We start from the raw sequence: 18,878 nt of genomic DNA, 5'->3' as shown, positions 1-18,878 counted from the left end.
AATGATACAATATATTCCAATCTTACGCTTTATCGTCCTCATTTGACGTTGCATCAAAAAGTTCAGATAATTTTGCAAGACGAGGATCTACTTTTGTTTCGGCTTCTTCCAGTTTTCTGCGTTCGTATTCCTCTTCAGAAACAACTTCCCAATCTGTTCCTTTAGGAAAATCGGTCGTCTTTTCTTCTTCTTCAGTCAATACACGCATTGGAATTGCCAATAAAATGTTGTCTTCGATCGATTCTGTCAAATCAAGTTTTGCATCTTCTATCAACAAAATCTCTTCTGCAGACAATTGATCGTCTCTGAGTTGGTACTGTTCCTTTGTCATAAACAGTTCATCTACTGTAAAATCCATGGGTAATGCAACTGGTTCTAACGAACGAGTTGACGGTACGGTCAGAGTCGTCTGCACAGTGTAATGGACAAGATAGCCTTGATTATCAACTGAAACGAGCCCATCGACTATAACAGGCGCAACATCTAATATCAAATTGTCTCGCTTCATAAGATCCGCTTTAAGATCAAGGGTCTCATGAAAAGTTAACGGTGTCTCTTGGTATTTTCTCAATTCCAGTAAAGACCATTTCATTCTCTCATCACTCCTAAGCAACAAAAGCAATTATACAGGGCAAAAACGTCGTTGTCAATGAAATTTTCTTGACACCTTACACTTCATAAAAAAACACAAAGTAAATCGAGAATATCTATCTATCTTGATTGCCTAATATGGAATAAACGTTTGATTCTCTTTGTTTTCAACTGTACTCATTTCGTTCCCACTACTACAGGAACAACAACAAATAAAATGGTGCTTATTAAGTATACAGCATTAATATTTGAGCCTACTACATATTTTGCATCAGGTGATTCATTTCCTTTTATCTGTAAAATGGTACACATCAACAATCAACCGAGAGGCGAAAATTTGTCTCTATAACGAGTATTGTTTTAAAGAAATCCCCGCGGATACTGATAAAAAATAAATTGCTGTGCTAAAAATAATCAAAGAATAATACATACGACATTTCCAACTGACTGAATGCAAAGGATTTGCTACGTGTTCGATACTTCATTTGTTTAACTGATCCGTGCAGTCGTTTCTGTTTGATATAGACAACGATATGGATTACAATAAACATTATTTATATGAAGGTGCAGGGGGTATTTATGAATACAAGAGATATTGAATATTATGTCCAGATCGTGAAACAAAAAAACTTTACCAAAGTCGCAAAATATTTTCAGGTTAGTCAGCCAACTATTACATATGCGTTGCAACGCCTAGAAAAAGAGTTAGGGGCAGCACTTATCACCAGAGATCGTTCCCACCATGAATTGATTATTACTCCAGCAGGCAAACAATTATTTCTCCATGCTCAATCGATTTTACAAGAAATCAAGATGGCAAAAGCAGAGATCACACAATTACAGAAAAAGAAACTTCGATTTGGGATGCCCCCTATCATCGGTAATGAGTACTTTCCAAAACTATCTAGCTATTTTATCAAGCATCAGCTGATGGAACAAATTGAGATTACAGATGGCGGCTCTAGAGACCTTTACGGAATGATCCACGAGGGGAGAATCGATTTGGCGGTCTTAGGATCAACGCAACCAATCGTTGACCAAAAACTTGAAGTAGAGTTGCTTCTGGATAAACGCTTCATGATTGTTGTTTCTAAAACACATCCACTGGCAAAACATGAAGTCTTATCTTTCAAAGACTTAGTAGATGAACAGTTTGTTTTGTTGAATGAACATTACGTCCATCCAGCAGCTTTCACCAAATTGTCTAAACAAGCCCATGTTGAACCAAAAATCGTCTACCAAAGTAACGATTTGACTATTTTAAAAAGCATGATACGTGAAAATATCGGGATCGGCTTTCTGACAGAGATTGCGATCCATCCTGAAGATAATCTTGTTTCTATCCCACTCTCAGAGGAGATCCAACCGCGTTTTCTAATCTCATTAGCAAAAAGAGCCCAACAAATCACTACCCCACTGCAAGAAAAAGTTATTGAAGTGATCCATGAATTTATGAAGACCCAAAAAAAGCCATAAAGAATTCATTCAACTACACAGAACATGAAAAATATATTTAATGTCTGCTTGTTTTGAAAAAACGAGCTTAGAATAGCCAAAAAAAAAGAAGAGCGTGGGACAAAACTAAAAATCAGTTTTGCCACAGACTCTCGAATAAACGGTGGGAGCAGAAGCAACTCCTTCTTAAATAAGCCGAAATTCACAAAAATTTGAAAAGCAATTTTCGTTCATTTCTTCTTATTTCTCGGAGTTAAACACTTCTGTCCCAACCTCTTCTTTTAAATTAGCGAGCTAAATGGATTAGATAGCTGTTGTTTCGCCACGGTAAACAATACCACGACGTGAGTCAACAGTGATCAATTCGCCATCAACGATTGTTGAAGTTGCTTCTTTCGCACCAACGATTACAGGAATATCTTGAGCAATTCCTACAACTGCTGCGTGTGAAGTCAATCCGTCTTCTTCAACGATAACTGCTGCTGCTTTTTCGATTGCTGGCATATATTCTTTGTCAGTTGTTGGTACAACTAGAACCATACCATCTTTTGCTTTTTTGATTGCTTCTTCAGCTGATGAAGCAACGACTGCATTTGCAACGACTGATTTTTGACCAACGCCTTGAGCTTCTAATAATTTAGAACCAATCATTTGAATTTTCATAACGTTAGTTGTTCCACGTTCACCAACTGGAACACCAGCAGTGATCAAGATCAAGTCGCCTTCTGATGCAAAACCTAAATCAACAGCTTTTTGAGCAGCTAATTCAAACATTTCATCAGTTGTTGATGGTTTTTCAGCAACTGTTGGGTAAACACCCCAGTTAAGCATCAAACCACGTTTTGTGCGTTCGTCAAAAGTAACAGCCAAGATGTCAGCATCTGGACGGTATTTTGAAATCATTTTAGCTGTGTAACCAGATTCAGTTGCAGCAACGATTGTTTTAACACCTAAGTTTTTAGCAGCACGAGCTACTGATAAACCGATTGTTTCAGTTACATCTGTTTTGTCGAATTCGTTCAATTGGAAAGTACCTAATTCAGCTAAAGCATTTTCAGCTTCTTGATCGATACGAGCCATTGTTGAAACAGCTTCAACTGGGTAGTCACCATTTGCAGATTCACCTGATAACATTGTTGCATCAGTTCCGTCAAATACAGCGTTAGCAACGTCAGAAGCTTCGGCACGTGTTGGACGTGGGTTTTCTTGCATTGATTCTAACATTTGAGTAGCTGTGATAACAGGGATTCCTGCAGCGTTACATTTTTTGATGATACGTTTTTGAACCATTGGTACAAGTTCAGCTGGGATTTCAACACCCATATCTCCACGAGCGATCATAACGCCGTCAGAAACTTTGATGATATCATCGATGTTGTCGATACCTTCTTGAGATTCGATTTTAGGGAAGATTTGAACATGTGTCATGTCTTTTTCTTCTAAAATTTCACGAATGTCTAATACGTCTTGTGCTTTACGAACAAAACTTGCAGCGATAAAGTCGATGTCGTTGTCTAAACCAAAACGGATATCATCTGCATCTTTAGGTGTGATCCCTGGTAAGCTGATTGAAACGCCTGGTGCATTTACACCTTTACGTGATCCAAGCATACCTGCATTTTTAACTTCAACAACTAATTCACGAGTTGCTTCATCTTTTTCAAGGATTTCCATATCGATCAAGCCATCATCGAATAATACATGTCCACCTACGTGTACATCATCGAATAAGCCTGGGTAAGTTACAGCAATTTTTTCTTTTGAGCCTACGTGTTCAGGGTCCATTGAGATACGAGTTTTATCTCCTACTTCAAATTTGATGTATCCTGCACGACCAAAATCAGTTTCTGTTGTGCCTTGAACAGTTGTACGAATTTCAGCACCTTTTGTATCTAAAAGAATACCTACATCTTTACCTGTTTTTTTAACAGCTTCACGAACCATTTCCATACGTGATAATTGTTCTTCATGGTCTCCATGTGAAAAGTTAAAGCGGAAGACATTTGCCCCAGATTCGATCAATTTAGAAATAATTTCTACTGAGTTACTAGCTGGTCCTAATGTACTAACGATTTTGGTTTTTTTCATTTTACAAAACTCTCCCATTCAATTTTGTTTATTTAAAGCCGATTAAAGCCTAAATATCTTCAGATAACGAGCCTAGGAGCAGAAGCAACTCCTACGGAAAATAAGCCGAAATTCACAAAAATTTGAAAAGCAATTTTCGTTGATTTCTTCTTATTTCTCGAAGTTAAACACTTCTGTCCCAGTCTCATAGTTCAAATAACTTTTTCACTCTTAGAATGAAAGTGAATTATTCAAATCATATAATGATAGATCTGGTTTATGCTTGTTGTTTTCTAATGTATCGATGATGTCAGAAGCAACCATATCATTGTTATGGATACCGACACATAGTCCACCTTTACCTGCTTGTAGCAATTCAACAGCATATGCGCCAAATTTGCTTGCTAACACACGGTCACGCGCGCTTGGAGATCCACCACGAACAACGTGTCCTAAGATAGATACACGTGTATGGTAGTCACCATATTCAGAAAGTTTATCAGCGAATTCATTTCCGCCCATAACGCCTTCTGCTAAGATGATCAAGCAATGTTTTTTCCCACGATCGCGGCCTTCTTGGATTTTTTTAGCAACAACTGCCATATCAAAATCATGTTCAGGGATGATGATTTCATCTGCGCCACCGGCAACACCTGACCACAAAGCGATATCTCCAGCATTACGTCCCATTACTTCAATAACGAATGTACGTACGTGTGAAGTAGCAGTATCACGGATACGGTCAATTGATTCTAATACTGTATTGATTGCTGTATCAAAACCGATTGTGAAATCTGTTCCTGGAATATCATTATCGATCGTTCCTGGAACACCCACTGCTGGGAATCCACGTTTTGTCAATGCCATAGCACCATGATATGATCCGTCACCACCGATAACAACTAAACCTTCAATACCGAATTTTTTCAATTGTTCGATTCCTTTTAATTGTCCTTCTTCTGTCGCAAATTCTGGGTAACGTGCAGAGTACAAGAATGTACCACCACGTTGAATCTTATCGCCCACATCAGCTACATCTAAGCGACGAATATCTCCTGCCACTAAACCAGCAAATCCATAATTGATCCCGTATACTTCTAAACCTTCATAAATTCCTTTACGAACAACGGCACGAACAGCTGCGTTCATTCCAGGTGCATCTCCGCCACTGGTCAAAATTCCAATGCGTTTCATAATAAACATTCACCTCATTAAATTACTTTATCCTAAGCAGTGCTCAGGTTTATAACCTTCTTGCGTTAACCACGACTAACATTCTAACATTATTTTTGCTACTTGTCTTGATTTACAGATAAAAAAATGAAAAAAAATGAAAGCAAGTAGTATTTTTTACCGTAAGTTATTTGAAAACAACATTTTCTTTTTGTAATAAGTAAGCTAATTGCTTCTTTAAATTAACACTTGCATCCACCCAATAAGCCTCTGCTAGTACTACTTTTCGCTGATCCTTTTCATGATACATCACTACAGGAACATAGCCTGGATGTTTTTGAAAAATCCCTTGCAATTGTTTCATCATTTGAGGATCATCTACTTCTTCTTTGATCCTTAAAAAACAAGTTTGATCTGGATACTGTTTCTCCAAAGTCTCAGGGTCAGAAAATACTTCACCAATCAGTTGTAACTCTTGATTGTAATTGCTGATTTCCGTTCTCCCTTGGACAAAGATCACTTTGTTTATCTCAAATAATTTACGAAACTGTCGGTACGTTTTCGGGAAAACGGTGATAGCTATTTCACCGCTGATATCTGTTCCCTCAACAAATGCCATCAATTCCCCTTTTTTCGTTCTGATTTCTCGAATCTCTTTGATCATGACCAGCAGACATGTTGCTTGTTTGGCAACGATATCGGTGACTAAACGGATATTTTTAGCCATTTTCAATCGTTCATACCCTTCTGTAGGGTGTCCAGAAAGGTAGACGCCTAGATATTCTTCTTCGAGTTTCAGTTTTTCTTCAAGCGGATAGTCAGCTACTTCTTCTTCTTTTAATGCCATGATCCCCAGCAGATCGATACTTCCACCACTGTACACAACATTTTGGATCTTGCCTTCTAGATCAAGCATCAATTGTTTTCTATTGGGCGAAAGTTCATCAAATACGCCCACCGCTACTAAGGATTGAAGTAAGTCTAATTTTAGCCAGCGTTTGTCTAGACGGATCAAAAATTGATCCACTGATTGATAGGCACCATTTTCTTTTCTATCCTTCAGTATATCTTCAATGAAATCTCTTCTGACCCCTTTGATCGCAGTTAGTCCAAAACGAATTTCTTCTTTATTGACTAGCTCGAATCCGTAATAGCTCTGATTGATAGAAGGTGCAATTAATTTTAGTTTCTTTTTGCGCGCTTCTGCAATATATTCCTTTAACTTCGTTGTATTGTGACGAACAGAGTTCATTAAACTAACAAAGAATGCGCCACGATGATGTGCTTTGAGATAAGCCATTTGAAAACCTACAAAAGAGTAAGCAAACGCATGGGAACGATTGAAGCCATAGTTTGCAAACCGCTCGATATAATCATATACTTCAACCGCTTTTTCTCTCGAATATCCTTGCTGAAGCGCACCATTCACAAAATGCTCTCGTTCTTTATCGATCACTTCTTTTTTCTTTTTACTGATCGCTCTTCTAAGAATATCTGATTGTCCAAGTGAGAACCCAGCCATTTTAGTCGCAATTTGCATGATCTGTTCTTGATAAACGATTACGCCGTAAGTATTTTTCAGAATCGGCATCAGTGAATCATCAGGATAATTGATTGCCTCTTTGCCTTTTTTCCGTGCGATAAATGTATCGATATTTTGCATTGGACCTGGTCGATAAAGCGCATTGACCGCTGCGATATCTTCAATGTTTTCCGGCCCTAGCCTTCTTAAGACATTACGGATACCAGCTGATTCAAATTGAAAGACACCTGTCGTATCCCCTTGTTGAAACAACAAAAGTGTTTGGGGATCATTCAATGGGATCTGTTTGAGCGGCAACTCTTTTTTCTCTACTTTTTTGATGGCCTTCAGCGTATAGTCGATGATTGAAAGATTTCTTAAACCTAAGAAGTCCATTTTCAGTAATCCGATTGCTTCGACGTCATTCATCGTATATTGAGTTAGAAATGCTTCGTCCGAGCCTTTTTGTAAGGGAACTAACTCTAAAAGATTTTTATCACTGATAACTACACCAGCTGCATGGGTGGAAACATGTCTAGGAAGCCCTTCTAAAATGATGGCTGTTTTGAATAACAACTGATTTTTTTCATTTGCATTCACTAATTCCACCAAATTTTTAGATGCTTGATATGCTTCTTTCAATGTGATTTTCAATTGATTAGGAATTGCTTTAGACCAGCGATTTGCTTCACTTTGAGAAAGCCCAAACACTCGGGCAACATCTCGTAGCACCATTTTCGCTGCCATTGTACCAAAGGTTGCGATTTGGGACATATGGTATTGTCCGTATTTTTCTCTTACATAATTTAATACGTCTTCTCTACGATTGTCTGGTATATCAAGGTCGATATCCGGCATCGTATATCGTTCTGGGTTTAAAAAACGTTCAAATAACAGATCATACTTCAAAGGGTCCACATCTGTAATTTCTAATATATACGCTACTAACGAGCCGGCAGCAGACCCGCGACCTGCTCCAGTAACGATGTTGTTTTGATGTGTGAATGCCATGACATCCCAGACGATCAGAAAATAATCATCAAATCCCATTTGATGGATCACGGATAATTCATAAGTCAGCCGTTCTTGATATTCTGGTGTGATCTGTGTCAGACGCTTGCTTAATTGTATCTGACACAATTCATCAAGATATTCTCCTGCTGTTTTATTTTCTGGTACGGGATAATGGGGAAGAAGTTTTTGATGAAATTGGAACTCAAAGGAAATTGAATTAGCTAACCGTTGCGCACCTTCCACCGCTTTAGCCAAATCTGCCTCTTGGAAACGGGTCATCACTTCTTTCTCAGAAAGAAGAAAGCCTTGTCTTGCTCTATTTTGTTGTTGTGTAAGCTCTTCTAAAGGGAGTTGACTTCCCTCTTTGATATGTTTCATCGTCTCTAAAGCAAATAGTTCCTCTTCTCGAAGACTAGCAATCGGATGCAACGCACAAAGCGACTCATTGTTTTTTACTAAAAAATCGAGCCACTTTTGTTCACTATCTATATCAGACACCCCCACGTAGAAATCCTGTGGGGCAACTTTTGATTTCACTGATTGCCAATGGGTCTCAAAATTTTTTGCAACCTCAAAATCATTTTTGACGGAATGCTGTGTCGGGATAACAAAGATCAAATGATCTGTTTCATTGAAATCATCTAACAACAAATTTTCTTGGATCATTTTTTTACTTGAAAGCTGCATCAACTGTTGGTAACCGATAGTATCTTTCGCGTAAACTAATAGATCATATAGTCGTTCTTCATAACTATACGAAATAACTGCGCCTATGATTGGTTTGATACCTTCCCTGATGCAGGTCTGATAGAACTCAGGAACGCCATAGAGAACATTTTGATCGGTGATTGCCAGTACAGAATAGCCTGATTTCTTTGCTTCTTGGATATAATCCGTCACACGGATCGTACTTTGTAGTAGGGAATAGGACGTTTTAGTATAAAGCTGTGGGAAAAACATATTCATTCCACCTTTTATATAATTAGACAGCAGTTTATAGTTAAGTTTGATTCTAACTTTTACTGTGAATTGATCACGCTCTAACGAACGCTCTGTTTTGTATGTATTCTTCTTATTCTATCATACGGGATAATAAAATCATAAAACTTGCTTTTTTACAACCGGGTTTCTTTACATTCATGAAAAATCTGGTAAACTAATCTTAGAAAAGAGGTGTTCTTTATGCGATATATCGTAACATTATTTTGGTCATTTGTGTTAGGTCAAGTCGTAGGTTACATTGGCGGTGCTCTAACAAAGGGTGCATATGATTTCACTTTAACAACGATCATTTCTTTGATTGCAGGCGTTATTGTCATTTTACTTGGTGCAGTTGCTGTCCCTAGAAAAGAAGCCTCATCACATTCATAAAAATAAAGTGAGGGTGAGACTTTGTCTCACCCTTTTTTCAATTTCCAATCAAATTGATAGCTCTAAAATTCCCATCAAACTATCCTCACAATTTTTGATGAAGGACCTTCCTGAAGTTAAATAATGACAAAAAGATATTTGATAGAACAAACAGGCTTGTCACAATAAATACTGCACTGTAATTGAAGGCATGTGCAACAGTGGAGCCTAACATCGGACCTAAGACTTGTCCAAAGTTACTAAACATTTGGTTATAACTATACACTCGACTGACTCCCTCAGTTGGTGTGATTTTACTAATAAGCGTATTGATAGATGGCATCAACGCACCTGTCGAAAATCCTAGGATAAACCGCAGTATTCCAAGTTGCAAGGGAGTAGTCACAAATGCCATAGGTAGGTAACAACAAGCGGACATTACCAAGCCAGCTAATAGAACTTTTTGATTCCCGATCTTATCACCGAGTTTCCCTAATTTTGGCGATGAGAACACAGCAGAAACCCCGGCAACCGAAACGATCAATCCGCTGACAAACAGGATATTTTCTGAATTGCCACTCAATTGACGGATATATAAGGTCAATATCGGGCTGATCGTCGTGATCCCGATTTGCAGGATCAACGTTGTCACAAAAAGACCAACCAAAATAGAGAAATGATCCATTTTTGAGAATAACTCTTTCGTACTGATCAAATCTTTCTTTTCAATTGGATGGAAATCTTCTTTCACTAGGAAAATCGTCAACATCGTTGTTATTAACAGCAGTCCCCCAGTGATCAGAAAAACATTCTCCATCCCAAACCACTGTGCTAATGCACCACCCATCGAAGGGCCAATCAAATTTCCCGCAATTGCCCCAGTTGATAACGTCCCTAGCGCCCAACCGCTTTTTTCTTTTGGCGCTTGCGATGCAATCATTGCAGTAGCATTCGGAATATAACCAGACAAGATCCCATTTAAAAAGCGCATGATCAACAACCAATAGACATTCGGTACAAAGGCAAGAGAACCCATTGTAAATGTCATGCCGGCAGCTGCTCGGATCATCATGATTTTACGCCCTTTCCGGTCAGCCAAATTACCCCAAATCGGCGCCACGATTGCAGAAGCAAACGCGGTCACTGAAATGGCTAAACCAGAAAACAGTTCAATCTGGTCTTTGGGTGTTCCTAATTGTTCAACATAAACTGGTATAAATGGCATAACTAAACTAATACTTGAGCCCGTAAAGAAACAACCGATCCAAGTAATGATCAAATTTTTCCTCCATTGATTCTTCATCTATCATCCCTCTTTCATCTCTTTCATAATACCTTATTTTTTTGCCCCTATGCAATCGATGTATCGAGATAATTGAAAAATATTCTGAATATTCCAATATATTTTTTTCATTTACCTATTTCTATTACTTATATTTTATCAGTGAAGGCTATTTGTGACAAAAAAACGCCCTCAACTAACTGAGAACAGTTAGCGAGAGCGAGTTCAATTTTTTTACAACTAATTTTCAATAAACAATTAGATCGTTGCTAGGATGATAAAGTTAATGATGAATAAAATATCTACGACCCATAAAGCAATTGAGACGTCTTTGGCTTTTCCGTTCACTACTTTGACAATCGTGTAGAAAATGAATCCTGCAGCAATCCCATAAGAGATACTGTAGCATAAGCCCATAAAGATCGATGCGAAGAATGCTGGTAACGCTTCTTCCATATCAAGCCATTTGATGTCAGCAAATGATGCCATCATCATTACCCCTACTAGAATCAATGCAGGAGCTGTTGCTTGTGTTGGAACGATCGCAATTAGAGGAGAAAGGAAACTACTTAAGGCAAACAAGACCGCGACTACCACAGAAGTTAATCCTGTACGACCTCCTGCTCCGATCCCTGCAGCAGACTCAACATAAGTAGTCGTATTTGATGTACCGAAAATTGCCCCAACTGATGTAGCAATAGCATCTGCAAACAATGCTTTATCCATCTTAGTTTTGAACCCTCTGCCATCTTCTAGTGCATCTTCATCCGCTTTAGAGAAGATTCCTGTGTGACGGCCAGTTCCGATGAATGTACCAATCGTATCAAAAGTATCAGATAAGCTAAACGCAATGATCGTCATCAACACTTGAGGGATCTTTGAAGAATCACTGAATAATGATTGCATCCCTTCTTTGCCAAAAGCGGCTCCGAAAGTCGTACCTAATTCGTTGATCGAACTTCCTAGAGAGTTCGCTTTCCAATCGATTGTACCTAAATCAACTACACCCATTAAGATACCTAAAACTGTTGTCACCACAATCCCGATCAAAATAGCCCCACGGATATTCTTTACAACTAAAATTGCTGTAAATACTAAACCAATAACTGCTAATAAAATTGGTGCATTATTGAAATTTGCTAAAGCGGGAACGATACCGCCGTTGATCGTCACATTTGTCGCTTTACCACCTTCAACAACAGAACTAGTGATCGCTGATTGATCTGCTGAAAAAGATAAGAAACCTGCATTTTTGATACCCACGTAAGCAACAAAGATTCCAATTCCTCCGCCAATCGCATTTTGCAGACTTTCTGGAATAGCATGGATGATCATTTTACGAATTTTTGTTACCGTAATAAAAATATTGATCAACCCACAAATAAAGACCATTGCTAACGCTTGTTGCCAAGAATACCCTAATCCAAAAACAACAGTAAATGTAAAGAAGGCATTAAGTCCCATCCCCGGAGCCTGTGCATAAGGAACGTTGGCGAACAACCCCATCACTAATGTCCCAATAACTGAAGCAATGATCGTTGCTAAAAAGACCGCCTGAAATGGCATTCCTGATGCAGATAAAATGGTTGGATTCACAAACAAGATATAACTCATTGCAAAGAAAGTCGTGATCCCCGCCATCATTTCTGTTGATACATTCGTGTTATTCTTCTTTAACTGGAAAAACTTTTCCATAAAATTTCCACTCCCTGACTTTTTTCTAACGGAAAGCTTAATAATTTATATACCAATAAGACAAAAAACGCATTCCATCGAACAATTTCAAATTATAAGGTTGCTTCATTCGTTTTTCAACTAAAAAATGAAAAAAAAGCAAAAAAAAACGAATAATGTTCGTGTTTTACTTTATATGTACTTTCAATCTAGGAACATTAAGTTATTTTTTTCGTATACGCTTTTATCTGACCTAAGTTGTACCTTGTTTATTCACTAAAATATGCTAGACTTAAACAAACATCGCTTTGAAGGGAATGACATTTTTGAATAAAAAACTCATTGCAATTGATTTAGATGGAACTACTTTGAATCAAGACTCACTGATCACTTCTAAAACCGAAAATACGTTAAAGAAAGCCGTGGCAGCTGGTCACCATGTCAGCATTGCTACTGGGCGGCCTTTTAGAATGAGTTACCAATATTATCAACAATTAGGATTAACCACGCCTATGGTCAATTTTAACGGCGCTCTAGTCCATATCCCTAACAAACATTGGGCACAAGAAAAAGAAACTTCAATCGATAAACAAATTGTTTTTGATATTTTGGCTCAAAAACGACAGTTGAACTTAGAGTTTATCGCTGCTGAAAATCGTGAAACTTTCTTTATTGACAGCTTTGATTTTTTTGATGCCAAAATCTTTGCTTCTGCAAAACCTAGCCCACAAAATCTACTATCACCACAGAACTTGACAACTAATCCGACTTCACTATTAGTAAGAACGGAAAAACGTTACGCGGAACAGGTTTCGTCAGAGTTGACCCGTCAATTTGGTCAATTTGTAGATGTTCGTACTTGGGGCGGACCAATGGCCATTTTGGAAATCGTCTCAAAAGGGATCGAAAAAGCCAAAGGTGTCCACCGTATCGCAAATTATCTTGACATTGACCAAAAGGATATTATCGCTTTTGGCGATGAACATAATGATCTTGAATTATTGGAATACGCCGGGTGGGGAGTTGCCATGAAAAATGGCACTGATCAATTGAAAGGCGTTGCAAATGATGTTACCGACCTATCCAATCAAGAAGATGGGTTAGCAACTTACCTTGAGGATCTACTTGCTCTATAAAACCTAAAAAACAATCCAGACTAAAACGTTGTTTGACGTTTCAGTCTGGATTGTTTTTTATACGCTTATTTTGTAGCAAACAAGTCATCTTATTCTCTGTTTTTTACCAAAACCTTTAACTGTAGCAACACTATCAATAAGATCGTCAAGAGAATGTATACGCCCGTCACCAAAAGATTGCTTTCTTTTTGCAATGGTAATAGAGCCGTCACACCATTCAGATAGATGAACCAAAAAACTGACATGATCCCTATAAACGCTCTTCCGTTTTTGAAGAGTGTCCCTAACACTTGTGCCAATAGTATCAAAGATAAACCAAAAAACAGTAATAAAATTATTTCACTGGGATTTTTTACCATGATCGGCACTAACAGACAACATACAAACAAAAATAAAACGATCAATTCACTATTTTGTTGATGCCTTTGTCCTTTAGTAACAGTTCTCAACCAACCATAAACCCCATTTGTTTGTGTTTGACTACCTAGCAATGAGATCGGACCGATTGCTAGGATGAATAAAATAGGCAAGACTACTTCATTCAAAACAGAACGTGACACGATCCATGCTGCTATCCACATCAATATGATCCCTACTAATTGCCAAAGAGGTATCACTTGAAAGATTCGAATCGCCTCTTGCTTGATCAATCGATCGTATTTAAAATTCATTTCTTCTATTGGTTTCCACTTTAGATTATTGACTGGTTTCGAGTCAACAATTACCGGCGTTTGTATTTTTTTATACTTTTTACGGACGATGATCCGCTTGTTTAGCAAGAAAGCGGACAATAATACCAAAAATATACAGATGACTATTTGTATCCCAATAACTATCAAATCTGATGGCTTAAAATCGATAGCCGGGATAACTAGAGAAAGGGTGCCAGACTGTGGCCCTTTCCCACTACTTAAAACTTACAAGCCATTGATTGGTTTTCCAGCAACAATACCTGCTTGTTTTATTGCATCCAAAATATAATTCGTTCCTGATAGATTGAATAGATTTAGCCCTTCTTGCTTATTTCTCATTGCCTCAAGTACGTAGAGGATCAAAATAAAAAAAATCATCGCGATCGTTCCGAATGTTCCTCGTAAAAATGGTAAAGTATCCGCTAATAGAGCTAGTGCCGAAAGTAATAAAATACCAGGCAACAGTACTAAAAAAGGGCTTAAAAACTGGTACATAGAGAGCCATTGTCCTGGAAAGCGCAAAATCGACATAAAAAAAGTTCCGATAACTACTGTAAGCCATAGACTTACTAATAAAAGGCAATTTGCAGTGAATTTACCAAAAACATAGCGAAATCGATGGAACCTTGTTGTCATAAATAGATCGGCAACTCCTGTTTCACGATCAAGGGATAGTGAATTCCTTATGAACAAAAAGCCTATTATGGGCAGAATCAAGCCTAATATCAAAGCTGCACTTGACGGTAACCATGAAGGGTTATCTGCTTGACGATAAACAGATGGATCAATGGAAAGAACCTGAATCACTCCTTTTGCACGAGGTGTACTTATAACAGAAAGAAATAATAGCATAGCAACTGTAACAAAAAATGAAGGGATTCTGATCCGTTGAAAGAGGTCAGCTTTCATTATGCGAATCATTTTTGCTTCACCTGTCTTTCCAACAGTGCAATACTCGCATCTTCGAGCCTTGGCGCAACGACCTTGGCAGAAGACGTCGGAGCTGTTTCAGCAATCACCCGCACATGTATGCCATCTGACTCTTGGATCAGCGAACTGACCATGTTCGAAGAATCTGGAAAGATTCCACTCGGCAATACATACTCCCAAACCATACCATTCGCTTTTTTTACTAAGTCATTTGGTGACCCATGGAAAAGTAGTCGTCCAGCCTTCAAAAAGACTAAGTCACTAGCAACTGCTTCTATATCTGAAATAATATGAGTCGATAGTATGACGATCCGCTCAACTGCAAGCTCACTTAATATATTCCTAAACGTGGCTCGTTCCAACGGATCAAGTCCGGCCGTTGGTTCGTCAACTAAAATTACTTTTGGATCACCTAGAAGTGTCGCGGCCATCCCTACGCGTTGGATCATCCCTCCTGAAAAATCATTCAGACGTCGTTTTCCCACATCTTCCAAGTGGAATTGCTTTAGTAATTGAGAGATTTGCATTTTTCCATCTTGCGCAGCTATACCTTTTATGGCAGCAATATAATTTAAATATTCTGTAGCAGATAATTGTGGATAATAGGGCACATGCTGAGGCAAGTAGCCGAGAATATTGCGCATGATTTTGGGATGGTTTACTACATCCTGACTTTCCAGGAAAATCTCCCCTGAACTGGGCTTTAACATAGTAGAGAGGATTTTGAGCAAGGTTGATTTTCCTGCTCCATTAGGGCCAATCAATCCGATTAACCCACCCGATTTGAAGTTCAACGATACATCATCTAACGCAGTCTTGTTCGAATAGCTCATTGTCAAATTTTTAACTGAAAGTTCCATTTCATCAGGTCCTTTTCATTTCATAATAAATGGTTCTGTTATCTATCTTTAAAACATCCTATTTAGGAGTATTACACAAAAGGCGCGCATCTCATCAAAGGCTTCTGGCGAAGTTCAAAAAGCCATGCTGGACCAACGAAAAACTTAGCCTCAGTAACTATTGCCTTCAAATAAAATCAGAGGAACAACCATCAGTTTCTCCGCTTTTCACTCACGAAATCTCAGGTAATGAATAGCATCTTTCCTTGAGGCTGGGACAGAAGTGTTTAACTCCGAGAAATAAGAAGAAATTAACGAAAATTGCTTTTCAGATTTTTGTGGATTTCGGCTTGTTCAAGAAGGAGTTGCTTCTGCTCCCTCCGTTTATTCGTTTTTAAAGAATGAGACAAAAGTGTTTCTTACTTTTGTCCCACGCTCTTAGATCAAACGCAAGTTATTCCTCGGTCGATTATTTTTTTGGATCAATAAAAAAATGGACCAATCAGCTCGATCAAAACGCTAGAATCAATTCGTTTGAGTCTGCGAGAAAGCGAGCTGTGGCCCAAATTCGTTTCGACGATTTTATCTAAGATATTCATCAAGAAAGGCATATCATATTTCATGATAGCTGACAAAATCTTGTAAGCATCCTACAGAAATATGTTGCATACTGTCATAAAATCGTTTTTTTATAGTAATATTGCCATTTAGGAAGAAGCGTTGTGTTCCATCCCAAATGGCAACTGATGAAATGACGTTTGATTTATTCCATTTCATATTTTGACCCTTTGATCTTGGATAAACCAATATATAAGAGGTTTGTTGTAGTTGAATAGCTACAGATTGAAGGTCAAAAAATCAAGGATTTTGTTTATTAGCCATAAACATATCATAGTAAGTATCCATGATTTCTTGAGCAATCGTCAAATTCATATGGTCTTTTTCATCCAATAGATTTGGTAAAACTACACTGATAGCTATCTCAGGATTATCGGTTGGACCATAGGCTACGATATTACTGTTAACTGTTGTGATATCAGGATGCCCTTCTGCCACTGTTTCAGCTGTACCAGTTTTGGCAGACAAATCCATTTTTGCGTTAGCCAGAGGTTTTGCTGTCGTATACCCATCCGTTCCGTGAACGACTTGATGGAATCCTTCACGAAGAATGGACATTTCTTCCGCAGTAATGTCTACATTATTCGCTACTTTTGTTTCGATTTCTTTTTTTACTTCTCCTAGATTGCCATCTGCATCATTGCCATAGATAGCTTTCACTAGACGAGGTTCGATTCTTTTTCCACCATTTGCCACCGTAGACGCATACTGTGCTAATTGGATCGGTGTGTACGTATCAAACTGACCGAACGCAAGATCGGTGAAGTTACCTGGTGAATACCATTGTGCGCCGTTGTCAGAATTGAATTTCTTCATAAAATCGACTGAACGGGAGATACCGGCAGATTCATTTGGCAAATCGATACCTGTTGTTGTGCCCAAGCCAAATTCTTTAAATGCTTTACGTAATTCCTCATAGGCTTTTGCTTCCTCATCAAGAGAAGGTAAGCCCATGTTAGGTGTATATTCCAAGCCAAGCATTTTTAATGCGACTTTGATCATGTACGTATTTGACGATAATTCAAGCGCCTTTACCGCATTGATAGGTATTTGTCCACTGCGGTTGAAGACCGAACTTTTCTCAGCAGAACCTTGCAGTTTGATTGGTTCATCCACCAACACTTGATTGCCAGCAATCGCCGCTGTTTGCCAACCAGCGGTCAAAGTTCCTGCTTTGACAACAGACCCCGGTGTAAATGCACTTGTGATCGTACCCAAAGCATTTTCTGTCAGTTCATTCGACCCTTCTTTATGACTGAATCCTGTCATTGCCAATACTTCCCCAGTTTGAGGATTCATCGCAACTGCGTAAGCACCCGGTGAATATTTTGCTTTTCCATTATTGACTAATGTCTGATAATTATTTTTTAAGATGTCCTCCACTTTTGATTGGAATTCTGAATTGATGGACAACATCAAATTAGACCCTTTTTCGCCAGCAAAGATTTCTTTTTTATTTGTGACATTTCCATCACTGTCTAAAGTTACTTCGTATTGTGTTTTTGTACCTTGTAAGACATCTTCATATTGTTTTTCAAGGTAACTTTGACCAACTCGATCATTACGAGAATATCCTTTGGCTAGATATTTATCCGCTTCATCCGCTGGCAGTCCTTGTTTTTCTGTAGTCACACTACCTAAAATACTTTTTAATGAGTCTGCTGCATTGTATTGACGTGTCCAGTCCGTTCCAGTTGAAACGCCTGGTAACTCTGAAGCGTGTTCCGCTACGACTGCAAGTTCTTGGTCAGTCACCCCAGAATTTTTGATAAATACTGTATTCAATTCGTAGGCACTATTCATGCGTTTAAAAATCGTTGCAATTTTTAATTCTTCTTCATTGAATTGGATTTCATCTTTTGTGACCTTGTCTACAGTTGCACTGTATTGCTCACTAGTTTCCAACTGCTTTTCTTTAGCGGAAAGTCGTTCCGTTGCTTCTTTCAAATGTTTAGGATCAGCCAACCAAAAATCTTTTTTATCCCGTTCGGTCAAATTCTCATCCGCTGGAACATCGATCAATTGATTGAGTTTCGTTGCTACCTCCAGCAAATCTTTTGACGTGACTTTTGTCCCTCTTGTAAAAGTAATCGCTTGGTTTGCTTGATTTGTCACTAACGCCTTTCCAGTTGAATCATAGATCATTCCTCGAGGAGAACTTGTTTGGATCGTCAAGGTAGATGAAGATTTGACTTTTGCTTCCATCTCTTCCCCATTGACGATTTGCAGATACCCCAGTCGAGCAATCAGCGCTACGAACAATGTAAATATAATGAAAAAAAGAAAATTTAAGCGAAAAGGCACGTGGGAACGGCGAAATGGTTTGTTTTTTGGTTCCTGTGCCCCTTTTTTTATTTTATCCATCCAAGAATTGTTCATAAATTTTTTCATAAAATCTTTCATCATTCCTATCTTTTACCTACTTACATTCACGATTCATTGTACCTAAATTTCTGAAATTAAAAAAGAAAAAAAGTTATGCTAAAAAAATTCTTTAACGAAATTCAAGATAAAAATCTTCTTTTGTTTCACAAA

The 18,878-nt window shown here is 38.2% G+C and carries 14 protein-coding genes and 1 pseudogene; 3 read left to right on the top strand and 12 right to left on the bottom strand.

Annotated elements, in window-relative coordinates:
* Positions 1 to 22: 22 nt before the first annotated feature.
* Complete coding sequence (locus tag CJZ72_RS09585) at positions 23 to 592, bottom strand: YceD family protein (RefSeq protein WP_095443796.1); 570 nt, start codon at positions 590 to 592, stop codon at positions 23 to 25.
* Between the two features lie 403 nt (positions 593 to 995).
* Complete coding sequence (locus CJZ72_RS14405; RefSeq protein WP_157728887.1) at positions 996 to 1,142, bottom strand: hypothetical protein; 147 nt, start codon at positions 1,140 to 1,142, stop codon at positions 996 to 998.
* Positions 1,143 to 1,170: 28 nt separating this feature from the next.
* On the opposite strand from CJZ72_RS14405, the gene CJZ72_RS09580 reads away from it, so the two are divergent.
* On the top strand, positions 1,171 to 2,067 hold the full coding sequence (locus CJZ72_RS09580) for a LysR substrate-binding domain-containing protein (protein WP_081134714.1): 897 nt from the start codon (positions 1,171 to 1,173) through the stop codon (positions 2,065 to 2,067).
* A 131-nt stretch (positions 2,068 to 2,198) separates the two neighbouring features.
* Here the strand turns inward: CJZ72_RS09580 and CJZ72_RS15110 are convergent.
* From CJZ72_RS15110 to dnaE, 4 genes and pseudogenes are all read right to left on the bottom strand, one after another.
* Positions 2,199 to 2,318: pseudogene (locus tag CJZ72_RS15110) on the bottom strand (DUF3788 family protein); the annotation flags it as partial.
* 31 nt (positions 2,319 to 2,349) lie between these two features.
* On the bottom strand, positions 2,350 to 4,134 hold the full coding sequence (gene pyk, locus CJZ72_RS09570; RefSeq protein ID WP_095443795.1) for a pyruvate kinase: 1,785 nt from the start codon (positions 4,132 to 4,134) through the stop codon (positions 2,350 to 2,352).
* Positions 4,135 to 4,344: 210 nt separating this feature from the next.
* Positions 4,345 to 5,307, bottom strand: a complete 963-nt coding sequence (gene pfkA / locus CJZ72_RS09565) for a 6-phosphofructokinase (RefSeq protein ID WP_005875028.1) — start codon at positions 5,305 to 5,307, stop codon at positions 4,345 to 4,347.
* A 166-nt stretch (positions 5,308 to 5,473) separates the two neighbouring features.
* Positions 5,474 to 8,782, bottom strand: coding sequence for a DNA polymerase III subunit alpha (gene dnaE / locus CJZ72_RS09560; RefSeq protein WP_095443794.1), 3,309 nt, complete (start codon positions 8,780 to 8,782; stop codon positions 5,474 to 5,476).
* A gap of 222 nt (positions 8,783 to 9,004) precedes the next feature.
* Here dnaE and CJZ72_RS09555 point away from each other — a divergent pair, with 222 nt between their 5' ends.
* Positions 9,005 to 9,193 (top strand): YjzD family protein, encoded by a 189-nt coding sequence (locus CJZ72_RS09555; protein WP_005875025.1) that lies wholly within the window; start codon positions 9,005 to 9,007, stop codon positions 9,191 to 9,193.
* Between the two features lie 85 nt (positions 9,194 to 9,278).
* Here CJZ72_RS09555 and CJZ72_RS09550 read toward each other — a convergent pair whose 3' ends face one another.
* A complete protein-coding gene (locus CJZ72_RS09550) occupies positions 9,279 to 10,475 on the bottom strand; it encodes a multidrug efflux MFS transporter (RefSeq protein ID WP_081134719.1) in 1,197 nt (398 codons plus the stop codon).
* Positions 10,476 to 10,712: 237 nt separating this feature from the next.
* The gene (locus tag CJZ72_RS09545; RefSeq protein WP_081134720.1) at positions 10,713 to 12,149 is read right to left on the bottom strand and encodes an NCS2 family permease; all 1,437 of its coding nucleotides are present in this window, start codon (positions 12,147 to 12,149) and stop codon (positions 10,713 to 10,715) included.
* A gap of 305 nt (positions 12,150 to 12,454) precedes the next feature.
* Here CJZ72_RS09545 and CJZ72_RS09540 point away from each other — a divergent pair, with 305 nt between their 5' ends.
* Positions 12,455 to 13,264, top strand: a complete 810-nt coding sequence (locus CJZ72_RS09540; protein WP_306462902.1) for a Cof-type HAD-IIB family hydrolase — start codon at positions 12,455 to 12,457, stop codon at positions 13,262 to 13,264.
* An 89-nt stretch (positions 13,265 to 13,353) separates the two neighbouring features.
* Here CJZ72_RS09540 and CJZ72_RS14760 read toward each other — a convergent pair whose 3' ends face one another.
* The 4 genes from CJZ72_RS14760 to CJZ72_RS09525 form a co-directional block, all read right to left on the bottom strand.
* Positions 13,354 to 14,064: a hypothetical protein gene (locus CJZ72_RS14760; RefSeq protein ID WP_232509726.1), complete on the bottom strand. Its 711-nt coding sequence runs from the start codon at positions 14,062 to 14,064 to the stop codon at positions 13,354 to 13,356.
* A gap of 117 nt (positions 14,065 to 14,181) precedes the next feature.
* Complete coding sequence (locus CJZ72_RS14755; RefSeq protein ID WP_227260102.1) at positions 14,182 to 14,877, bottom strand: hypothetical protein; 696 nt, start codon at positions 14,875 to 14,877, stop codon at positions 14,182 to 14,184.
* Positions 14,874 to 15,746, bottom strand: coding sequence for an ATP-binding cassette domain-containing protein (locus CJZ72_RS09530; protein ID WP_095443793.1), 873 nt, complete (start codon positions 15,744 to 15,746; stop codon positions 14,874 to 14,876). The genes CJZ72_RS14755 and CJZ72_RS09530 overlap by 4 nt, the downstream gene beginning before the upstream one ends.
* 837 nt (positions 15,747 to 16,583) lie before the next feature.
* Entirely contained in the window at positions 16,584 to 18,749 is a 2,166-nt protein-coding gene (locus CJZ72_RS09525) for a peptidoglycan D,D-transpeptidase FtsI family protein (protein ID WP_053108909.1), read from the bottom strand.
* Positions 18,750 to 18,878: the final 129 nt, after the last annotated feature.

The organism is Enterococcus durans, assembly GCF_002277935.1.
GTDB classification, from domain to species: Bacteria; Bacillota; Bacilli; order Lactobacillales; family Enterococcaceae; genus Enterococcus_B; species Enterococcus_B durans.
This window is presented reverse-complemented; position numbering and strand designations above follow the sequence as displayed.